We start from the raw sequence: 14,340 nt of genomic DNA, 5'->3' as shown, positions 1-14,340 counted from the left end.
TCATGCGTAGCACACTAGAGGCAAAAAACTTGGATCTGGATAGCCAGATCCAGTTGCTCTCTCGAGTACAATTTATTACTCGATTTAGCTCTCATCTTATTTTATTGAATGGTACGCAGGGCTCAGGAAAAACATGGCTTGCACATCAATACCTCGAAAACTATGCCCAACATGCTGAACAAGCATTGCTGACGTGCACAGATGATCAAACACTGCTGCAACAACGAACACTGCTACTGCAACAATTTCATTCAACCCCAATGTTTAACGAGCAAGATTCGTTAAGTCAAAGTGCTGAGCATTTACTGCCTGAAAAGATCAACTTCGTTATTATTATTGATAATGCACACTTTTTAGCGCCTGAATTACTTGCTGAATTATGGGCACTGGTTCGTCAAACAGAAATGCATTCTGGTTGGCAAATTAATGTATTGCTCTTTGCTGATCCTAATGCCATCACTCAGCCATTCGGCGATATTGTTCGTACAATAGGGCCGGCCTTACTTGAGTTAGACATTAGTGAGTTAAGCCCTAATGAAATTAGTCAGTTTAGCGAGATGTTACTCAATGATGAGCAACTCGGAAGTCAGCATCGACGAGACATTAAGTCACGATTAGCTAGAGTTGAACCTCGCCCTGGTGCATTACAACAATTACCACAACAGGACGTGACTGCGATGAGTCAAGGATCACGACGTTTACCCCCGGCGCAACTGTTAATAGGGTTGATTGCCATAGTGTGTATCAGCATTGTGGGATGGTTTGGATTTAAGGCATTACAAGGCACAAAGACAACAAAAGTTACGTCTGGTGAGACTTTTCTTGCATCTAAGGCTGAGCCTATTGTGGCCGATACCATCGAGAGTACAGGTAGTGGTATTGTTATTGATGAAACGCCATTACCAACAGAGATCCATAGTGAAGGGCTGACGGTGGGACGTGCTGAAAATGAAGCGCAACGGGTAGTTGTACCATCACCACTGATTGATGCGATACTTGATGAGCAACGTGTTGGTGGTACAGGCGAAAGTGCTGCCAAAGAATTTACCCAAGAGGTGCTAGACGTACCTGCTCAAAGTGAGCCTGTTATATCTGATGGTGTAGCGACACAGACTCGTCAGCAAGCCACTACAGGCAATGCGGTAACACTCGAAGATGAGACTGACGTAAAAGCCCAAAGCACGTCAGCGACTAGTATTAAGTCACATGATTCAAGCGCTTTACCTGCATCTGCTGTTAAGATAACAGAGCCCAAACTAAAGCTCTCTGCAACGACAATGATTGCAAAGTCAGATAGTAAACCGCGACTGCCGAAAAAAGAGGGGGCTGTTCAAACGCCGATTAAGCTTGCTAATACGGCCTCTATACTCGCGATAAATAAAAGGCATTATGCTATTCAATTGTCAGCTTCAATGAGTTGGAATGAAACTAAAGCCTTTGTTGAAAAGAATAAAATCCAGTCTTCTGCTCGTATTTATAAAACACGTCGAGACGACAAAATATGGTTTATTGTAATTTCGGGTGATTACACAACAGCGACTCGGGCACGCTCGGCAATAAAAGCCTTACCGAAGCAATTAAAAGCGTTAAGCCCGTGGCCTAAATCATATCGAAAAATTCAACAAGAAATAGAACGTTGAAAATAAAGCTGTGAGGGCAGTTATTTACGTGAATTGGTATCGGTAGAGGGTAGAAATGAGGTACAATCCGCGACCTTTCGTGACAATATTGCTAGTGTTGGTGGGTTTAGCTTAATGAAAAAGCATCGTGCATTCCTAAAATGGGCTGGGGGTAAATACTCTCTCGTTGAGGATATTAAACGACATCTACCGCCTGCGCGTAAATTGGTTGAGCCTTTTGTTGGGGCGGGGTCGGTTTTTCTTAATACCGATTACGACCATTACTTATTGGCCGATATCAACCCTGATCTGATCAATCTTTATAACATCCTCAAGCATGAGCCTGAACGCTATATTGAAGATGCACGTAAACTTTTCACGCCTGAATACAATAATAAAGAAGCGTATTTGAAAATTCGTGAAGAATTTAATGCGAGTGATGATCCGTATTTACGCTCATTGTATTTCTTATACATGAACCGCCATGGTTTTAACGGCTTATGTCGTTATAACAAAAAAGGTGGCTTCAATGTGCCGTTCGGCTCGTATAAAAAACCTTATTTCCCTGAAGCTGAAATGTATTATTTCTCGGAAAAAGCAAAACGAGCTACGTTTGTCTGTGAAGGTTATCTCCAAACATTTTCACGCGCGAGAAAAGGGTGTGTGGTGTACTGCGATCCGCCTTATGCGCCATTATCTAGCACGGCTAACTTTACCTCTTATTCTGGTAATGGCTTTAGCTTAGATGATCAGGCCACCCTTGCTGACGTTGCAGAAAAAGCGGCAGCAGAGCGAGATATAGCGGTGTTGATTTCTAACCACGATACAGCACTAACGCGTCGTTTATACACAGGAGCAGATCTTTCTGTGGTTAAAGTAAAACGTACCATTAGCCGCAATGGTAGTGGGCGCAATAAGGTCGATGAGCTGTTAGCTTTATTCTCTGTTTCAAGCACAGAGCAGGCGCCCGCGTTTGCTTCTGAAGAAGAATAATTAGATCGCCGTTGCCCATTGCGCAACGGCAATGATTGCCATAATCATTGCGCCAATAACTACAATCCCCGCAACAATAAATGACCATGGGCTTGATTGTTTAAAATCATGCTGCCGATTATTATCTGATTGAACGCCAAATAACGCCGCTAACACACTCACAATAACTTGTAATGGTGTGCTTTTCTTTGACTTAGCTATATTCATCTAGCCTCTTCTTCTTCCCCTTTTTACTGAGTGTAGTGGCTTGTCTCATCATTTTGATCAACTGAAGTAATAAATAAATCCATTGGGACAATATTTCACGGTTCGGGTAGAATTATGGCAATTTATTGAGCTTGGTTTTCCAAGTATCAGGTTTTGTGTATCGAAGAGAGGCAAGTACATGAAGGACTTCTTGATTGCTCCATCTATCTTATCGGCTGATTTTGCACGTTTGGGTGAAGATGTTGACAAGGTGTTAGCTGCGGGTGCAGACGTTATTCACTTTGATGTTATGGATAATCATTACGTGCCTAATTTAACGTTTGGTGCGCCTATCTGTAAGGCTCTTCGTGACTACGGTATTACCGCACCGATTGATGTGCATTTAATGGTAAAACCGGTGGATCGCATTATTCCTGATTTTGCTAAAGCTGGCGCAACGATGATCACGTTTCATGTTGAAGCGTCAGATCATGTTGACCGTACTTTACAACTGATCAAAGAACATGGTTGTAAAGCGGGTGTGGTTTTTAATCCGGCAACGCCACTCCACCACCTTGATTACATTATGGATAAAGTCGATATGATTTTATTGATGTCAGTGAATCCAGGTTTTGGTGGTCAATCTTTTATTCCAGCAACACTTGATAAACTACGTGAAGTTCGTAAACGTATTGATGCATCAGGCCGTGATATTCGTCTTGAAATTGATGGTGGCGTCAAAGTTGATAATATTCGAGAAATTGCAGCTGCTGGCGCAGATATGTTTGTCGCGGGCTCTGCCATTTTTAATGAACCTGATTATAAAGTCGCGATAGACAAAATGCGCGCAGAATTAGCTGAGGCTAAATGCTAATGGTATTTGAAAACATCAAGTTTATAGCGTTTGATTTAGATGGCACATTACTCGATAGCGTACCTGATTTAGCGGATGCTGCTGATAAAACGATGCGTCACCTTGGACGAGAAGGCGTGACCGTAGAGCAAGTTACCACTTGGATCGGTAATGGTGCTGATATTTTAATTGGTCGCGCATTAAGTCGAAGTGTTGATGTCGATCCAACGATTGATCCAGAGCTGCAAAAAGAAGCTCGCCAATTATTTGATCACTACTACGAGCTTGGCGGTCATGTAAAAAGTGCATTGTATGCAGATGTAAAAGCGACACTCGCTGCATTTCATCAAGCGGGTATGTCAATGGCGATTGTAACCAATAAACCGTCGCAATTTGTCCCGCATTTACTTGAAGAGCATGGCATCAGCGAGTATTTTGTTGATGTGATTGGTGGCGATACTTTCCCACTGAAAAAACCAGATCCTTATGCACTGCATTGGTTAATGGAAAAACACAATATTGCCGCGTCTGAGATGTTAATGGTGGGTGATTCTCGCAATGATATCTTGGCAGCAAAGGCTGCAACATGTCATTCGTTGGGTTTAACCTACGGCTATAACTACGGTCAGCCTATTGCAGAGAGTGCACCTGATGTTGTGTGCGATCACTTCAAGCAATTAGCAAATGTGGTTAAACTAGGCGACTAGTACATTCCAGTGTACACTGGCTAACAAAGTAAAAAGCGGGAGTATGCCTCTCGCTTTTCTATGAATAAGAAACTAACAGGATTGTCTGATCATGAGTAAACCCATTGTATTAAGTGGCGTACAGCCTTCTGGTGAATTAAGTATTGGTAACTACCTAGGTGCGCTGCGTCAGTGGGAACAGATGCAAGACGATTACGATTGCCAATACTGTGTGGTTGATTTGCATGCCATTACAGTACGTCAAGATCCTAAAGCGCTGCATGAAGCAACATTAGATGCATTAGCGATTTGTTTAGCGGTGGGTGTTGATCCACAAAAGAGCACGTTATTTGTTCAGTCACATGTGCCGGAGCATGCTCAACTAGGCTGGTTATTAAACTGTTACACCCAAATGGGTGAGCTAAGTCGTATGACGCAGTTTAAAGACAAATCAGCGCGTCATGCGAATGATGTAAACGTGGGCTTATTCGGTTACCCAGTATTGATGGCAGCTGATATTTTATTATATGGCGCACATCAAGTACCTGTAGGTAGCGATCAGAAGCAGCACTTAGAGTTAGCTCGTGATATTGCTACACGTTTTAATAATTTGTATGGCACAGAAGAAAGTCCAATTTTCCAAATTCCTGAGCCGTACATTCCATCGGTTGGTGCGCGTGTCATGAGCCTACAAGACGCGACTAAGAAAATGTCGAAGTCTGATGATAACCGTAAGAACGTGATCACTTTGTTGGAAGATCCAAAATCGATTCTTAAGAAGGTTAACAAAGCACAAACTGATGCAGAAACACCACCACGCATTGCATTTGATACCGAGAACAAAGCAGGGATCTCAAACCTAATGGGTCTGTATTCAGGCGCAACAGGTAAGACGTATGCTGAAATTGAAGCACAATATGCAGGCGTTGAAATGTATGGCCCATTTAAGAAAGATGTTGGTGAAGCATTAGTTGCTATGCTTGAGCCAGTACAAGCAGAATACCATCGTATTCGTGCTGATCGTGCTTACCTTGATAGCGTAATGAAGCAAGGTGCTGAAAAAGCCTCTGCACGTGCGGCTGAAGTACTGAAAAAAGCATACCAAGCGGTAGGCTTTGTTGCTCGCCCTTACTAACGAGTAACGATAGATAGATTAAGCAGGGCATTTGCTCTGCTTTTTTTATGGTTTGCGTTTCTAGTGATGTGTTGCACAATAGGGCGCAGAATAGAAAAGGTCGCTGTAGATATATGCTGTTAATTATTGATAACTATGATTCATTTACTTATAACCTGTATCAATACTTTTGTGAGTTAGGCGCTGAGGTTAAGGTTGTCCGTAATGATGAGATTGATCTCGCAGGTATTGAGTCGCTAGCACCCACCCATTTAGTCATCTCTCCTGGACCTTGTACCCCAAATGAAGCGGGTATATCACTACAAGCCATTGAATACTTCGCAGGTAAATTGCCTATTTTAGGTGTGTGCTTAGGTCATCAATCGTTAGCACAAGCTTTTGGTGGGGATGTGGTACGAGCAAGGCAAGTGATGCATGGTAAAACCTCTCCGATCAAGCATAATAATACCAGTGTGTTTGAAGGGTTAAATAATCCATTAACAGTGACTCGTTATCATTCCTTAGTCGTTAAACAAGATACGCTGCCAGATTGCTTTAACATTACAGCATGGACTGAGCGTGAAGGGGAACTTGATGAAATTATGGGGATCGCTCATAAAACATTGCCGTTAGAAGGGGTGCAATTTCATCCCGAGAGTATTCTAACGGAGCAAGGGCACGCCTTATTAGCCAACTTTCTTAAGCGCTAGATTTCGAATTAAATCGCGATTTTTATTATATTCCTGTCTTAAAATCGCGATATCAACCACACATCTTCTATTTTTATATTTCCAACTCTCATTTGTTGAAATTGCAAAGCTATTCACTAGCATATTTCTCTGTGCTATTCATTTCCTGATAGGAAACACACCTTTTTGTCTTTGTTGGTTAATAAACTTGCCGAGATAACGCATAACTATGTCAGTTTTATTAAAAAAAGCATCGTTGCCAAAGAGCAAAAAAAATATTCTGCTATTGGCAAAGGTTAATAAAATGTAAATACTATGATTATAGCGTTATACACAGAAGGATAATGTGATGACTACAGAGCAAAGAGTAGAACGTAATTTATTTGATGAGGTAATGGTACCTTGTTATTCACCTATGGCTGAGATCCCAGTACGTGGCAGTGGTGCGCGAGTATGGGATCAACATGATCGTGAATATGTCGATTTTGCCGGTGGAATTGCGGTGAGTTGTCTGGGTCATTGCCATCCAATTATGGTTAATGCATTAAAAGATCAAGCCGATAAGTTATGGCATTTAAGTAATGTGTTAACTAATGAACCTGCATTGCGTTTAGCGAAAAAACTCACTGAGTTATGTTTTGCTGACAAAGTCTTTTTTGCTAACTCGGGAGCTGAAGCTAACGAAGCGGCACTGAAATTGGCTCGCCGTTATGCGGTCGATAAGTTTAGTGCTGAAAAAGATCAAATTATTGCCTTTCATCAAGGTTTTCACGGTCGTACTTTTTTCACCGTTACTGTTGGTGGGCAAGAAGCTTACTCAGATGGTTTTGGCCCTAAACCTCAAGCGGTAACGCATATTCCTTATAATGACTTATCAGCTTTAGCTGAGATTATGTCTGAGCGAACTTGTGCGGTGATGATGGAGCCATTGCAAGGTGAAGGTGGTTTGGTTAGCCCGAGCGTTGAGTTTGTTCAGGGCGTGCGTGAGTTATGTGATAAGCACCAAGCCCTATTGATATTTGATGAAGTCCAAACTGGCAATGGTCGTACCGGTGATTTTTATGCCTATCAAGGCTTAGGTGTAACACCTGATATTTTAACGACGGCTAAGTCACTGGGTGGTGGTTTCCCAATTGGCGCAATGCTTACCACAACAGCATTAGCAGAACATTTAAAAGTCGGTACTCATGGTTCAACGTATGGCGGTAATCCGTTAGCATGCGCTGTCGCAGAAGCGGTAATTAATGAAGTGAGTAAACCCGATGTTCTAGCTGGCGTGAAAGAGCGTGAACAGTGGTTCCGTGAAGGGCTGACAGCGATTAATGCTAAATACCCAATTTTTGCTGAGATCCGCGGTAAAGGTTTATTGCTGGGAGCGTCTCTCACAGAAGAGTGGCAAGGTCGTGCACGTGACATTCTTGTTCAAGCTGGCAAAGAAGGCTTAATGATGCTAGTTGCTGGTACGAGTGTTGTGCGCTTTACGCCATCGCTAGTGATTGAAAAAGCCGATGTGGATGAAGGTATGGCTCGTCTAGAACGCGCTATCGCAACACTCTATAACGCCGAGTAATTCTACTTTGCATTGCTGCTGGCAGTTGAGGAATGACTGCCAGTTATCTTATAAGACTTATTGTTATCCATCTAGTTAGTGACAATAGTCACTACCTGCATCAGGAGGGAAGTCGATGCTGGTTATTCGTCCTATCATCGCTGATGATTATTCTGCACTCATGCAGTGCGCTGAAGAATCAGGTCATGGTTTTACTTCATTACCTGTTAACGAAGAAATGCTTCGTAACCGCATTGCTCATTCAGAGCGCAGCTTTGCCAAACATGTCGTTCGCCCAGAGGATGAAGGCTACCTGATGGTCGCTGAAGATACAGATACCGGCGAGATAGCAGGCACTACAGCCATTGAAGCGGCGATTGGCTTAGAAGCCCCTTTTTATAACTATCATCTAAGTACTGTGGTTCATGCCTCGCGTCGATTAGGGGTACACAATACCGTACAGTTACTGACATTAGGTAATCACTACACCGGAGATACCGAGCTTTGCACGTTATTTTTACGTACACCATGGCGTGAAGGTTTAAATGGTCGTCTATTGTCTAAAGCGCGCTTTTTAATGATGGCAGAGCATCGTCATCGTTTCGCCGATGTGGTATTTGCTGAAATGCGCGGTGTTTCCGATGCAGAAGGGAACTCACCTTTTTGGCAATGGCTAAAAGATAACTTTTTCTCGATTGATTTTATTCATGCTGACTATCTAACGGGGATCGGAGCAAAAGGCTTTATTGCGGACTTAATGCCTAAACTTCCGATATACGTCAATTTACTGAGCAAAGAAGCCCAAGCGGTCATAGGTCAAGTTCATGACAACACGCGTCCTGCATTACGTTTGCTAGAAAATGAAGGTTTTTCATGCCGTGGTTATGTCGATATTTTTGATGCAGGCCCGACGGTTGAATGTGATGTACGTAATGTTGAAACGGTTCGCCACTCAAAGCGTTATATCGTTGAAATTAACGATCATCAAAGTGAACAGCAGTGCCTAGTGGCGAATACATCATTTACTGATTTTCGTGCGGTTGCGAGCCCACTGGAAATCAATGATAAAGCGCAAACCGTGGTTATGACGCAAGAGGTCGCTGATACTCTCATGGTTAATACCGGTGAGCCTGTGCGCTTTATTGAGCTGTAAAACTACGAATATAAAGAGGGGAGAAAAGTATGAGTCAATGGATTGCGGGTCAATGGGTTGATGGTTTAGGTGATGAGATGGCATCGCTCAACCCCTTTACTGATGAAGTGATTTGGCAAGGCCGAGCCGCGACAAGTGAGCAAGTCTCGCAAGCGGTGAATGCCGCGCGTGAAGCATTACTTCAATGGCGTCATACTTCCCTTGTTGAGCGCCAAACCATCGTGGAAAAATTTGCTGAGTTGGTGAAAGCCAATAGTGAAAATATTGCCATTACGATAGCAGAAGAAACGGGTAAACCGTTATGGGAGACGCGAACAGAAGCAGGAGCAATGGTGGGGAAAGTGGCGATTTCTTTACGTGCTTATCATGAACGGACAGGCCAACGCGAGAAAGATATCGCAGGTACCACAGCAGTTGTACGTCATCGACCATTAGGGGTGATGGCTGTATTTGGGCCTTATAATTTCCCCGGTCATTTACCCAATGGCCACATCGTACCTGCATTGCTTGCAGGTAATACGGTGGTATTCAAACCTTCTGAATTAACGCCTAAAACGGCTGAAGTTGTAATGAAACTCTGGCAACAAGCCGGATTACCTGATGGGGTTATTAATCTTGTGCAGGGAGCTCGCCCAACTGGAGAGGCACTCGCCGCTTCAAAAGATATTGATGGTTTATTATTTACGGGCAGTGCCAATACTGGGCATATTCTACATCGCCAATTTGCAGGTCAACCGGGCAAGATGCTGGCATTAGAAATGGGGGGGAATAACCCGATGGTAATCTCCAATGCTTATGGTGATCTCAATGCTACCGTTTATACCATTTTACAATCTGCTTTTATCAGCGCAGGACAACGGTGTACTTGTGCTCGCCGACTATACTTACCCTTGGGTAGCGAAGGGGATGCGTTGTTGGCAGCTTTAGTGGAAGCAACCAAAGCGATTGTGGTCGATGGACCATTTGCCGAGCCTGCGCCGTTTATGGGGCCTCAAATCTCCCGTCAAGCCGCAGACAATATTGTGCAAACTCAACGACAATTAGTATCGCTTGGTGGCGAAGTATTGGTAGAGGCAAAGCGCGGACAGGGAGCGGTGGTTACACCTGGGATCGTTGATGTTACGAATATCGAAAATTTACCCGATGAAGAATACTTTGGCCCATTATTGCAGGTAGTGCGTTATCAAGATCTTGCTCAAGCCGTGTGTCTTGCGAACGACACCCGTTATGGCTTATCAGCCGGGCTTGTATCAACCGATGATAGTGAATGGCAATATTTTATTGATCATATTCGCGCGGGGATTGTAAATCGTAATCGCCAGTTAACGGGAGCGAGTGGAGATGCACCGTTTGGTGGCCCAGGAGCATCTGGTAATTTACGCCCAAGTGCTTACTACGCTGCTGATTATTGTGCTTACCCAATGGCATCAATGGAAGGTGAGGCAACATGCTTACCTGAGCAGTTATCTCCGGGGATTTCACTCTGAGACTAATAGGTTCACTGTATTACTTACAGTAAGGATTGTGCAGCATGGAACAATTATTTACCGCGTTATGGCAAGATTATACTCAGCGATTATGCCCTTCAGCGCTGAATATTCGGCAATTACTTACCGAAGATGCGCCACTTAGAAATGATCATATTGCGTTGCGTACTTTTGCACTACCGAAATGTGGTTTAGCAAGATTAGCGGCCCCTTTTATTGCGGTAGGTTATAAACCCAAAGGTCGATATCATTTCAAAGCGAAAAAGTTATATGCAGAGCACTTTGAACATCCCGATCCTGCTGCGCCTAAAGTATTTATTAGTGAACTGCAATTAGGATTATGTTCAACAGAGTTACAAACAGAAGTACGTCAGCTTGTCGATCAAGTTGATGATGCTTATTTTGCTGATCCTGCTTTTCTTTCTCAAGGTAAACCATGGCAATTAAGCCGTGATAGTTATCAGTTTTTAAATGCAGAAAGTGAATATGCAGGGTGGGTGGCAGCGCATGGTTTTGGTGCTAATCATTTTACTGTTGATATTAATCAGCTTGAGCAATTTAATGAAATTTCTGAAGTGAACCATTTTCTCGAATCAAGTGGTTTTGACATTAATCAGGCGGGAGGTGCGGTAAAAGGCGATCCTACTGTGATGTTAGAGCAATCAGCAACCATGGCTGATAAAGTCATGGTCACGTTTTCTGATGGTGAGATGTTGGTCTCTGGCGGATTTTATGAGTTTGCTAAACGTTATTTACAGCCAGATGGTGAGATTTATACCGGGTTTGTAGAAGCTTCGGCAGATAAGATCTTTGAAAGTACTTATAACTCTTGAACAGTGTAAACAATGCAATAAAAAGCAGCCAATTGGCTGCTTTTTTTAATCTGTTAATTATCGAGGGGAGATCCCCAAATACCACTGTCTTCAACAGGACAGCGACGTAAACCTGTTTGCTGTTCTAAATAACAACGACGGTCACTAAAGCCTGTCATCTCAATAGTTGTAGGTTGAGGAGCGATAGCGCCAGGTACCGTGGTGTAGCTATTCGGGGCAAAACGTTCAATATCCATATAAAAACCAAAAAAAGATGAAGTCCATTCATTGCTTGAATTTAGCATTTAATTTGAGCAATACAAGTTAATTAATGGCATTAATGACACACTTTTTAAAGGTATTTATGGGGGGATTATTAATCAATAAGAAATAAAAAAGCCGCAACAGTGTGCGGCTTTTTTCGTACGGTTAAAGACGTTAAAAATTAACGCGTACCGTAAACAACAATCGTCTTACCGTGAGCAGAGATTAGGTTCTGCTCTTCAAGCATTTTCAGAATACGACCCACTGTTTCACGAGAACAGCCAACAATTTGACCGATTTCTTGACGAGTGATCTTAATCTGCATGCCATCAGGGTGCGTCATTGCATCTGGTTGTTTTGCAAGATTTAGCAATGTCTGTGCGATACGACCTGTAACATCTAAGAATGCCAAATCACCTACTTTCTGGCTTGTCACTTGTAGGCGACTTGCCATTTGAGCAGATAAGCGCATCAGAATATCAGGGTTAACCTGAATTAACTGACGGAATTTTTTGAATGAAATTTCTGCTACTTCACAAGGACTTTTCGCACGAACCCAAGCAGTACGCTCTTGATCTTCTTCGAATAAGCCAAGCTCACCAATAAAGTCACCTTGGTTTAGGTAAGAAAGGATCATTTCCTTACCTTCTTCATCCTTGATTAGTACAGCAACAGAACCCTTCACAATGTAGTACAACGTTTCTGCTTTCTCACCTGCGTGGATCAGCGTACTTTTCGATGGGTACTTGTGAATATGACAATGGGAAAGAAACCACTCTAAAGTTGGATCTGTTTGCGGTTTACCTGGAACCATATTACTAACTTCCTCTGCATTTGTTGCCCAACAGCATTGGTTTCTTTTCTAACTTTTATCACGAGAAAAAAAACTGCCTACTGATAGGGTATCCATTCAGCCGCTGGGCTGCAAGCTAACTTGAATAAGTTAGAGTGTATCCTTTTTCTGCGCCTTTTTCTTGATATTGATCTAGTAGATTCGTTCATTTCATATGGATAACTGTGCACAGGATCACAATGCGGCGAGATAATTTTAAGTGGTGCGATAAGTAATGATTATTACGACGATTTTTAGAGAGGAAAAAAGTTGTTATTAAGGCGGAGAATTAGGATTTACATTCATTATTTAATCAATAAGACTAGAGACAATTATTGGGCGTTTGAATAAGGATTAAGCGATGCAGTCCCGAGTAAAATGGGTAGAAGATATGACTTTTTTAGGTCAATCTAGCTCCGGTCATAGTGTAGTCATGGATGGTAATGGAGGGGATAAAGCTCCAAGTCCAATGGAATTGGTATTAATGGCGGCGGGAGGGTGTAGCTCGGTAGATGTTGTCAGTGGTTTACAATCCCAAGCGCAAAATATTGTGGGTTGTGAGGTTCTTATTTCAGCTGAGCGTCGAGAGCAAGCGCCACGTTTATTTACCGCAGCCAATTTGCATTTTATTGTTTCAGGTTTTGATTTAAATGAAACCTTAGTGGCTAACACTATTGCTGATTCTTTAGAGAAATATTGCTCTGTATGCTTGATGATTGCTGAAAAGGTTAAGTTGACTCATTCGTATGAAATCATCACTGCTTAATAATGATTGAGATGAAAAAGGTTGGTGTTTGTGCCAACCTTTTTTCTATTTATTTTCGTTTGTGCAAACTTAACTGATTTTCCCGGTATTAATCAGTTTCTCGATAAGGGGGCGCATGATCAATTCCATTGCAAAACTCATTTTTCCACCAGGGACGACAAGCGTGTTATGACGTGACATAAATGAGCCTTGGATCATGGAAAGTAAATACGGAAAATCGACATTATTTAAACCGCGAAATCGGATCACAACAAAGCTTTCATCTAAGCTTGGGATCCCTTTGGCACTCACCGGGTTTGAGGTATCAACGGTTGGTACACGTTGAAAGTTGATATGTGTGCGTGAAAATTGCGGAGTTAAATAATTTAAGTAATCGTCCATGGAGCGAACGATTGACTCCATCACCGCTTCGCGAGAGTGCCCTCGATCTCTCGTGTCACGAACAATTTTTTGGATCCACTCCAAGTTAACAATGGGTACCATGCCAATAAGAAGATCAACATGCTGTGCGACATGGATCTCGCCATCGACAACCCCACCATGTAAGCCTTCATAAAAGAGTAAATCAGTGTTTTCTGCTAACTGTTGCCACGGAGTAAACGTTCCGGGCATTTGGTTGTAGGGTACGGCTTCGTCAAATGTGTGTAGATAACGGCGAAAGCGGCCAGTGCCATCTTCACCATATTGTTTGAAAAATTGCTCTAATTGGGCAAAGTCATTGGCTTCTGAGCCAAAATAGCTGATATGTCGACCTTGCTCTTTAGCTTTGCGGATCTCAGTGTCCATTTCAGGGCGGGTATAGCGATGGAAGCTATCGCCTTCTAGCCATGCCGCATTAATGTTCATCATATTGAACATCTTTCGGAATGCTTCAGAAGTCGTCGTGGTTCCTGCTCCTGATGAACCAGTAACTGCAATAATAGGATGTTTTGCAGACATGACTAACCTTGTCGTTGTTGATTATCGAAAGATAAATGAGAAAGCAGGCAATAATAAAATTACCTGATCGGGCAACAATGCTACTACAAGTTAACAGGGATGTCGGGATTGAAAAGTGAAACTGCTAGCGGAGGCAAGTTTTGAGTCGTAACTCTCTGGGCACGACTCACATTAATAAAACTTATTGCAACTGATTGCGTAATTTTATGTCGACAGATTCATGCAATTCAGAAAATACAATCACAGCATCACCGGATTTCAGTTGCTGCATCACATAATTCACTTTGTTTTCTAAGCTCATTTCAACTTCACCGTAATCAGTGCCTTCACGTAGCACAAATTGTTCAATCAGGTTAGTCAGTGTTTCTGGGGCGATATCTTGCCAAGGAATGATCATT

16 protein-coding genes are annotated in these 14,340 nt (G+C 42.6%); 11 read left to right on the top strand and 5 right to left on the bottom strand.

All coding sequences use genetic code 11. The features are described 5' to 3' along the window. Positions 1 to 2 precede the first annotated feature (2 nt). Positions 3 to 1,640: an AAA family ATPase gene (locus C9J42_RS14035; RefSeq protein WP_107302085.1), complete on the top strand. Its 1,638-nt coding sequence runs from the start codon at positions 3 to 5 to the stop codon at positions 1,638 to 1,640. Between the two features lie 114 nt (positions 1,641 to 1,754). Further along, positions 1,755 to 2,612 carry an adenine-specific DNA-methyltransferase gene (dam, locus tag C9J42_RS14030; RefSeq protein ID WP_107207497.1) on the top strand — a complete coding sequence of 286 codons (858 nt, stop codon included), beginning with the start codon at positions 1,755 to 1,757 and terminating at the stop codon, positions 2,610 to 2,612. Here dam and C9J42_RS14025 read toward each other — a convergent pair whose 3' ends face one another. Beyond that, positions 2,613 to 2,819, bottom strand: coding sequence for a DUF2970 domain-containing protein (locus C9J42_RS14025; RefSeq protein WP_107207498.1), 207 nt, complete (start codon positions 2,817 to 2,819; stop codon positions 2,613 to 2,615). It lies immediately after the preceding gene. Positions 2,820 to 2,997: 178 nt separating this feature from the next. Between C9J42_RS14025 and rpe the strand changes: the two genes are divergently transcribed. The 8 genes from rpe (at position 2,998) to C9J42_RS13985 (ending at position 11,162) form a co-directional block, all read left to right on the top strand. Next, positions 2,998 to 3,672: a ribulose-phosphate 3-epimerase gene (rpe, locus tag C9J42_RS14020; RefSeq protein ID WP_105061101.1), complete on the top strand. Its 675-nt coding sequence runs from the start codon at positions 2,998 to 3,000 to the stop codon at positions 3,670 to 3,672. Further along, a complete protein-coding gene (locus C9J42_RS14015; protein WP_369918984.1) occupies positions 3,672 to 4,358 on the top strand; it encodes a phosphoglycolate phosphatase in 687 nt (228 codons plus the stop codon). Before rpe ends, C9J42_RS14015 begins: the two co-directional genes overlap by 1 nt. A 91-nt stretch (positions 4,359 to 4,449) precedes the next feature. Beyond that, positions 4,450 to 5,472 (top strand): tryptophan--tRNA ligase, encoded by a 1,023-nt coding sequence (gene trpS, locus C9J42_RS14010; protein ID WP_107247110.1) that lies wholly within the window; start codon positions 4,450 to 4,452, stop codon positions 5,470 to 5,472. A gap of 113 nt (positions 5,473 to 5,585) precedes the next feature. Continuing rightward, positions 5,586 to 6,161 (top strand): aminodeoxychorismate/anthranilate synthase component II, encoded by a 576-nt coding sequence (locus C9J42_RS14005; protein WP_107207501.1) that lies wholly within the window; start codon positions 5,586 to 5,588, stop codon positions 6,159 to 6,161. A 328-nt stretch (positions 6,162 to 6,489) separates the two neighbouring features. Continuing rightward, positions 6,490 to 7,710, top strand: coding sequence for an aspartate aminotransferase family protein (locus C9J42_RS14000; RefSeq protein ID WP_105061097.1), 1,221 nt, complete (start codon positions 6,490 to 6,492; stop codon positions 7,708 to 7,710). 115 nt (positions 7,711 to 7,825) lie between these two features. Next, positions 7,826 to 8,842 carry an arginine N-succinyltransferase gene (astA, locus tag C9J42_RS13995; RefSeq protein WP_107207503.1) on the top strand — a complete coding sequence of 339 codons (1,017 nt, stop codon included), beginning with the start codon at positions 7,826 to 7,828 and terminating at the stop codon, positions 8,840 to 8,842. A 29-nt stretch (positions 8,843 to 8,871) separates the two neighbouring features. Then, on the top strand, positions 8,872 to 10,329 hold the full coding sequence (gene astD, locus C9J42_RS13990; RefSeq protein WP_107207504.1) for a succinylglutamate-semialdehyde dehydrogenase: 1,458 nt from the start codon (positions 8,872 to 8,874) through the stop codon (positions 10,327 to 10,329). 44 nt (positions 10,330 to 10,373) lie between these two features. Further along, a complete protein-coding gene (locus C9J42_RS13985) occupies positions 10,374 to 11,162 on the top strand; it encodes a DUF1338 domain-containing protein (RefSeq protein WP_107207505.1) in 789 nt (262 codons plus the stop codon). Between the two features lie 53 nt (positions 11,163 to 11,215). On the opposite strand, the gene C9J42_RS13980 is transcribed toward C9J42_RS13985, so the two are convergent. Together C9J42_RS13980 and crp are read right to left on the bottom strand one after the other, a co-directional pair. Then, positions 11,216 to 11,398, bottom strand: a complete 183-nt coding sequence (locus C9J42_RS13980) for a hypothetical protein (protein ID WP_008988108.1) — start codon at positions 11,396 to 11,398, stop codon at positions 11,216 to 11,218. Between the two features lie 188 nt (positions 11,399 to 11,586). Next, positions 11,587 to 12,219, bottom strand: coding sequence for a cAMP-activated global transcriptional regulator CRP (crp, locus tag C9J42_RS13975; protein ID WP_005371802.1), 633 nt, complete (start codon positions 12,217 to 12,219; stop codon positions 11,587 to 11,589). 379 nt (positions 12,220 to 12,598) lie between these two features. On the opposite strand from crp, the gene C9J42_RS13970 reads away from it, so the two are divergent. After that, positions 12,599 to 13,003 (top strand): OsmC family protein, encoded by a 405-nt coding sequence (locus C9J42_RS13970; protein ID WP_107294663.1) that lies wholly within the window; start codon positions 12,599 to 12,601, stop codon positions 13,001 to 13,003. A gap of 69 nt (positions 13,004 to 13,072) precedes the next feature. Here the strand turns inward: C9J42_RS13970 and C9J42_RS13965 are convergent, their stop codons facing one another. Together C9J42_RS13965 and C9J42_RS13960 are read right to left on the bottom strand one after the other, a co-directional pair. Then, positions 13,073 to 13,942 carry a phosphoribulokinase gene (locus tag C9J42_RS13965; protein WP_005371800.1) on the bottom strand — a complete coding sequence of 290 codons (870 nt, stop codon included), beginning with the start codon at positions 13,940 to 13,942 and terminating at the stop codon, positions 13,073 to 13,075. A gap of 181 nt (positions 13,943 to 14,123) precedes the next feature. Continuing rightward, positions 14,124 to 14,339, bottom strand: coding sequence for a YheU family protein (locus C9J42_RS13960; protein ID WP_005371799.1), 216 nt, complete (start codon positions 14,337 to 14,339; stop codon positions 14,124 to 14,126). Between the last annotated feature and the right edge of the window lies 1 nt (position 14,340).

Origin of the sequence: Photobacterium sp. GB-56 (assembly GCF_003026105.1) — a bacterium.
Taxonomy (GTDB): Bacteria; Pseudomonadota; Gammaproteobacteria; order Enterobacterales; family Vibrionaceae; genus Photobacterium.
Note: the sequence above shows the minus strand (reverse complement) of the source record. Positions and strands in the feature narration are given on the sequence as shown.

Coding starts and splice junctions, on each gene's coding strand:
- C9J42_RS13985 (WP_107207505.1), top strand. CDS start 10,374: ATGGAACAATTATTTACCGCGTTATGGCAAGATTATACTCAGCGATTA.
- C9J42_RS13965 (WP_005371800.1), bottom strand. CDS start 13,942: ATGTCTGCAAAACATCCTATTATTGCAGTTACTGGTTCATCAGGAGCA.
- C9J42_RS14005 (WP_107207501.1), top strand. CDS start 5,586: ATGCTGTTAATTATTGATAACTATGATTCATTTACTTATAACCTGTAT.
- astD (WP_107207504.1), top strand. CDS start 8,872: ATGAGTCAATGGATTGCGGGTCAATGGGTTGATGGTTTAGGTGATGAG.
- rpe (WP_105061101.1), top strand. CDS start 2,998: ATGAAGGACTTCTTGATTGCTCCATCTATCTTATCGGCTGATTTTGCA.
- C9J42_RS14035 (WP_107302085.1), top strand. CDS start 3: ATGCGTAGCACACTAGAGGCAAAAAACTTGGATCTGGATAGCCAGATC.
- C9J42_RS14025 (WP_107207498.1), bottom strand. CDS start 2,819: ATGAATATAGCTAAGTCAAAGAAAAGCACACCATTACAAGTTATTGTG.
- trpS (WP_107247110.1), top strand. CDS start 4,450: ATGAGTAAACCCATTGTATTAAGTGGCGTACAGCCTTCTGGTGAATTA.
- dam (WP_107207497.1), top strand. CDS start 1,755: ATGAAAAAGCATCGTGCATTCCTAAAATGGGCTGGGGGTAAATACTCT.
- C9J42_RS13960 (WP_005371799.1), bottom strand. CDS start 14,339: ATGATCATTCCTTGGCAAGATATCGCCCCAGAAACACTGACTAACCTG.
- crp (WP_005371802.1), bottom strand. CDS start 12,219: ATGGTTCCAGGTAAACCGCAAACAGATCCAACTTTAGAGTGGTTTCTT.
- C9J42_RS14000 (WP_105061097.1), top strand. CDS start 6,490: ATGACTACAGAGCAAAGAGTAGAACGTAATTTATTTGATGAGGTAATG.
- C9J42_RS13980 (WP_008988108.1), bottom strand. CDS start 11,398: ATGGATATTGAACGTTTTGCCCCGAATAGCTACACCACGGTACCTGGC.
- C9J42_RS14015 (WP_369918984.1), top strand. CDS start 3,672: ATGGTATTTGAAAACATCAAGTTTATAGCGTTTGATTTAGATGGCACA.
- C9J42_RS13970 (WP_107294663.1), top strand. CDS start 12,599: ATGCAGTCCCGAGTAAAATGGGTAGAAGATATGACTTTTTTAGGTCAA.
- astA (WP_107207503.1), top strand. CDS start 7,826: ATGCTGGTTATTCGTCCTATCATCGCTGATGATTATTCTGCACTCATG.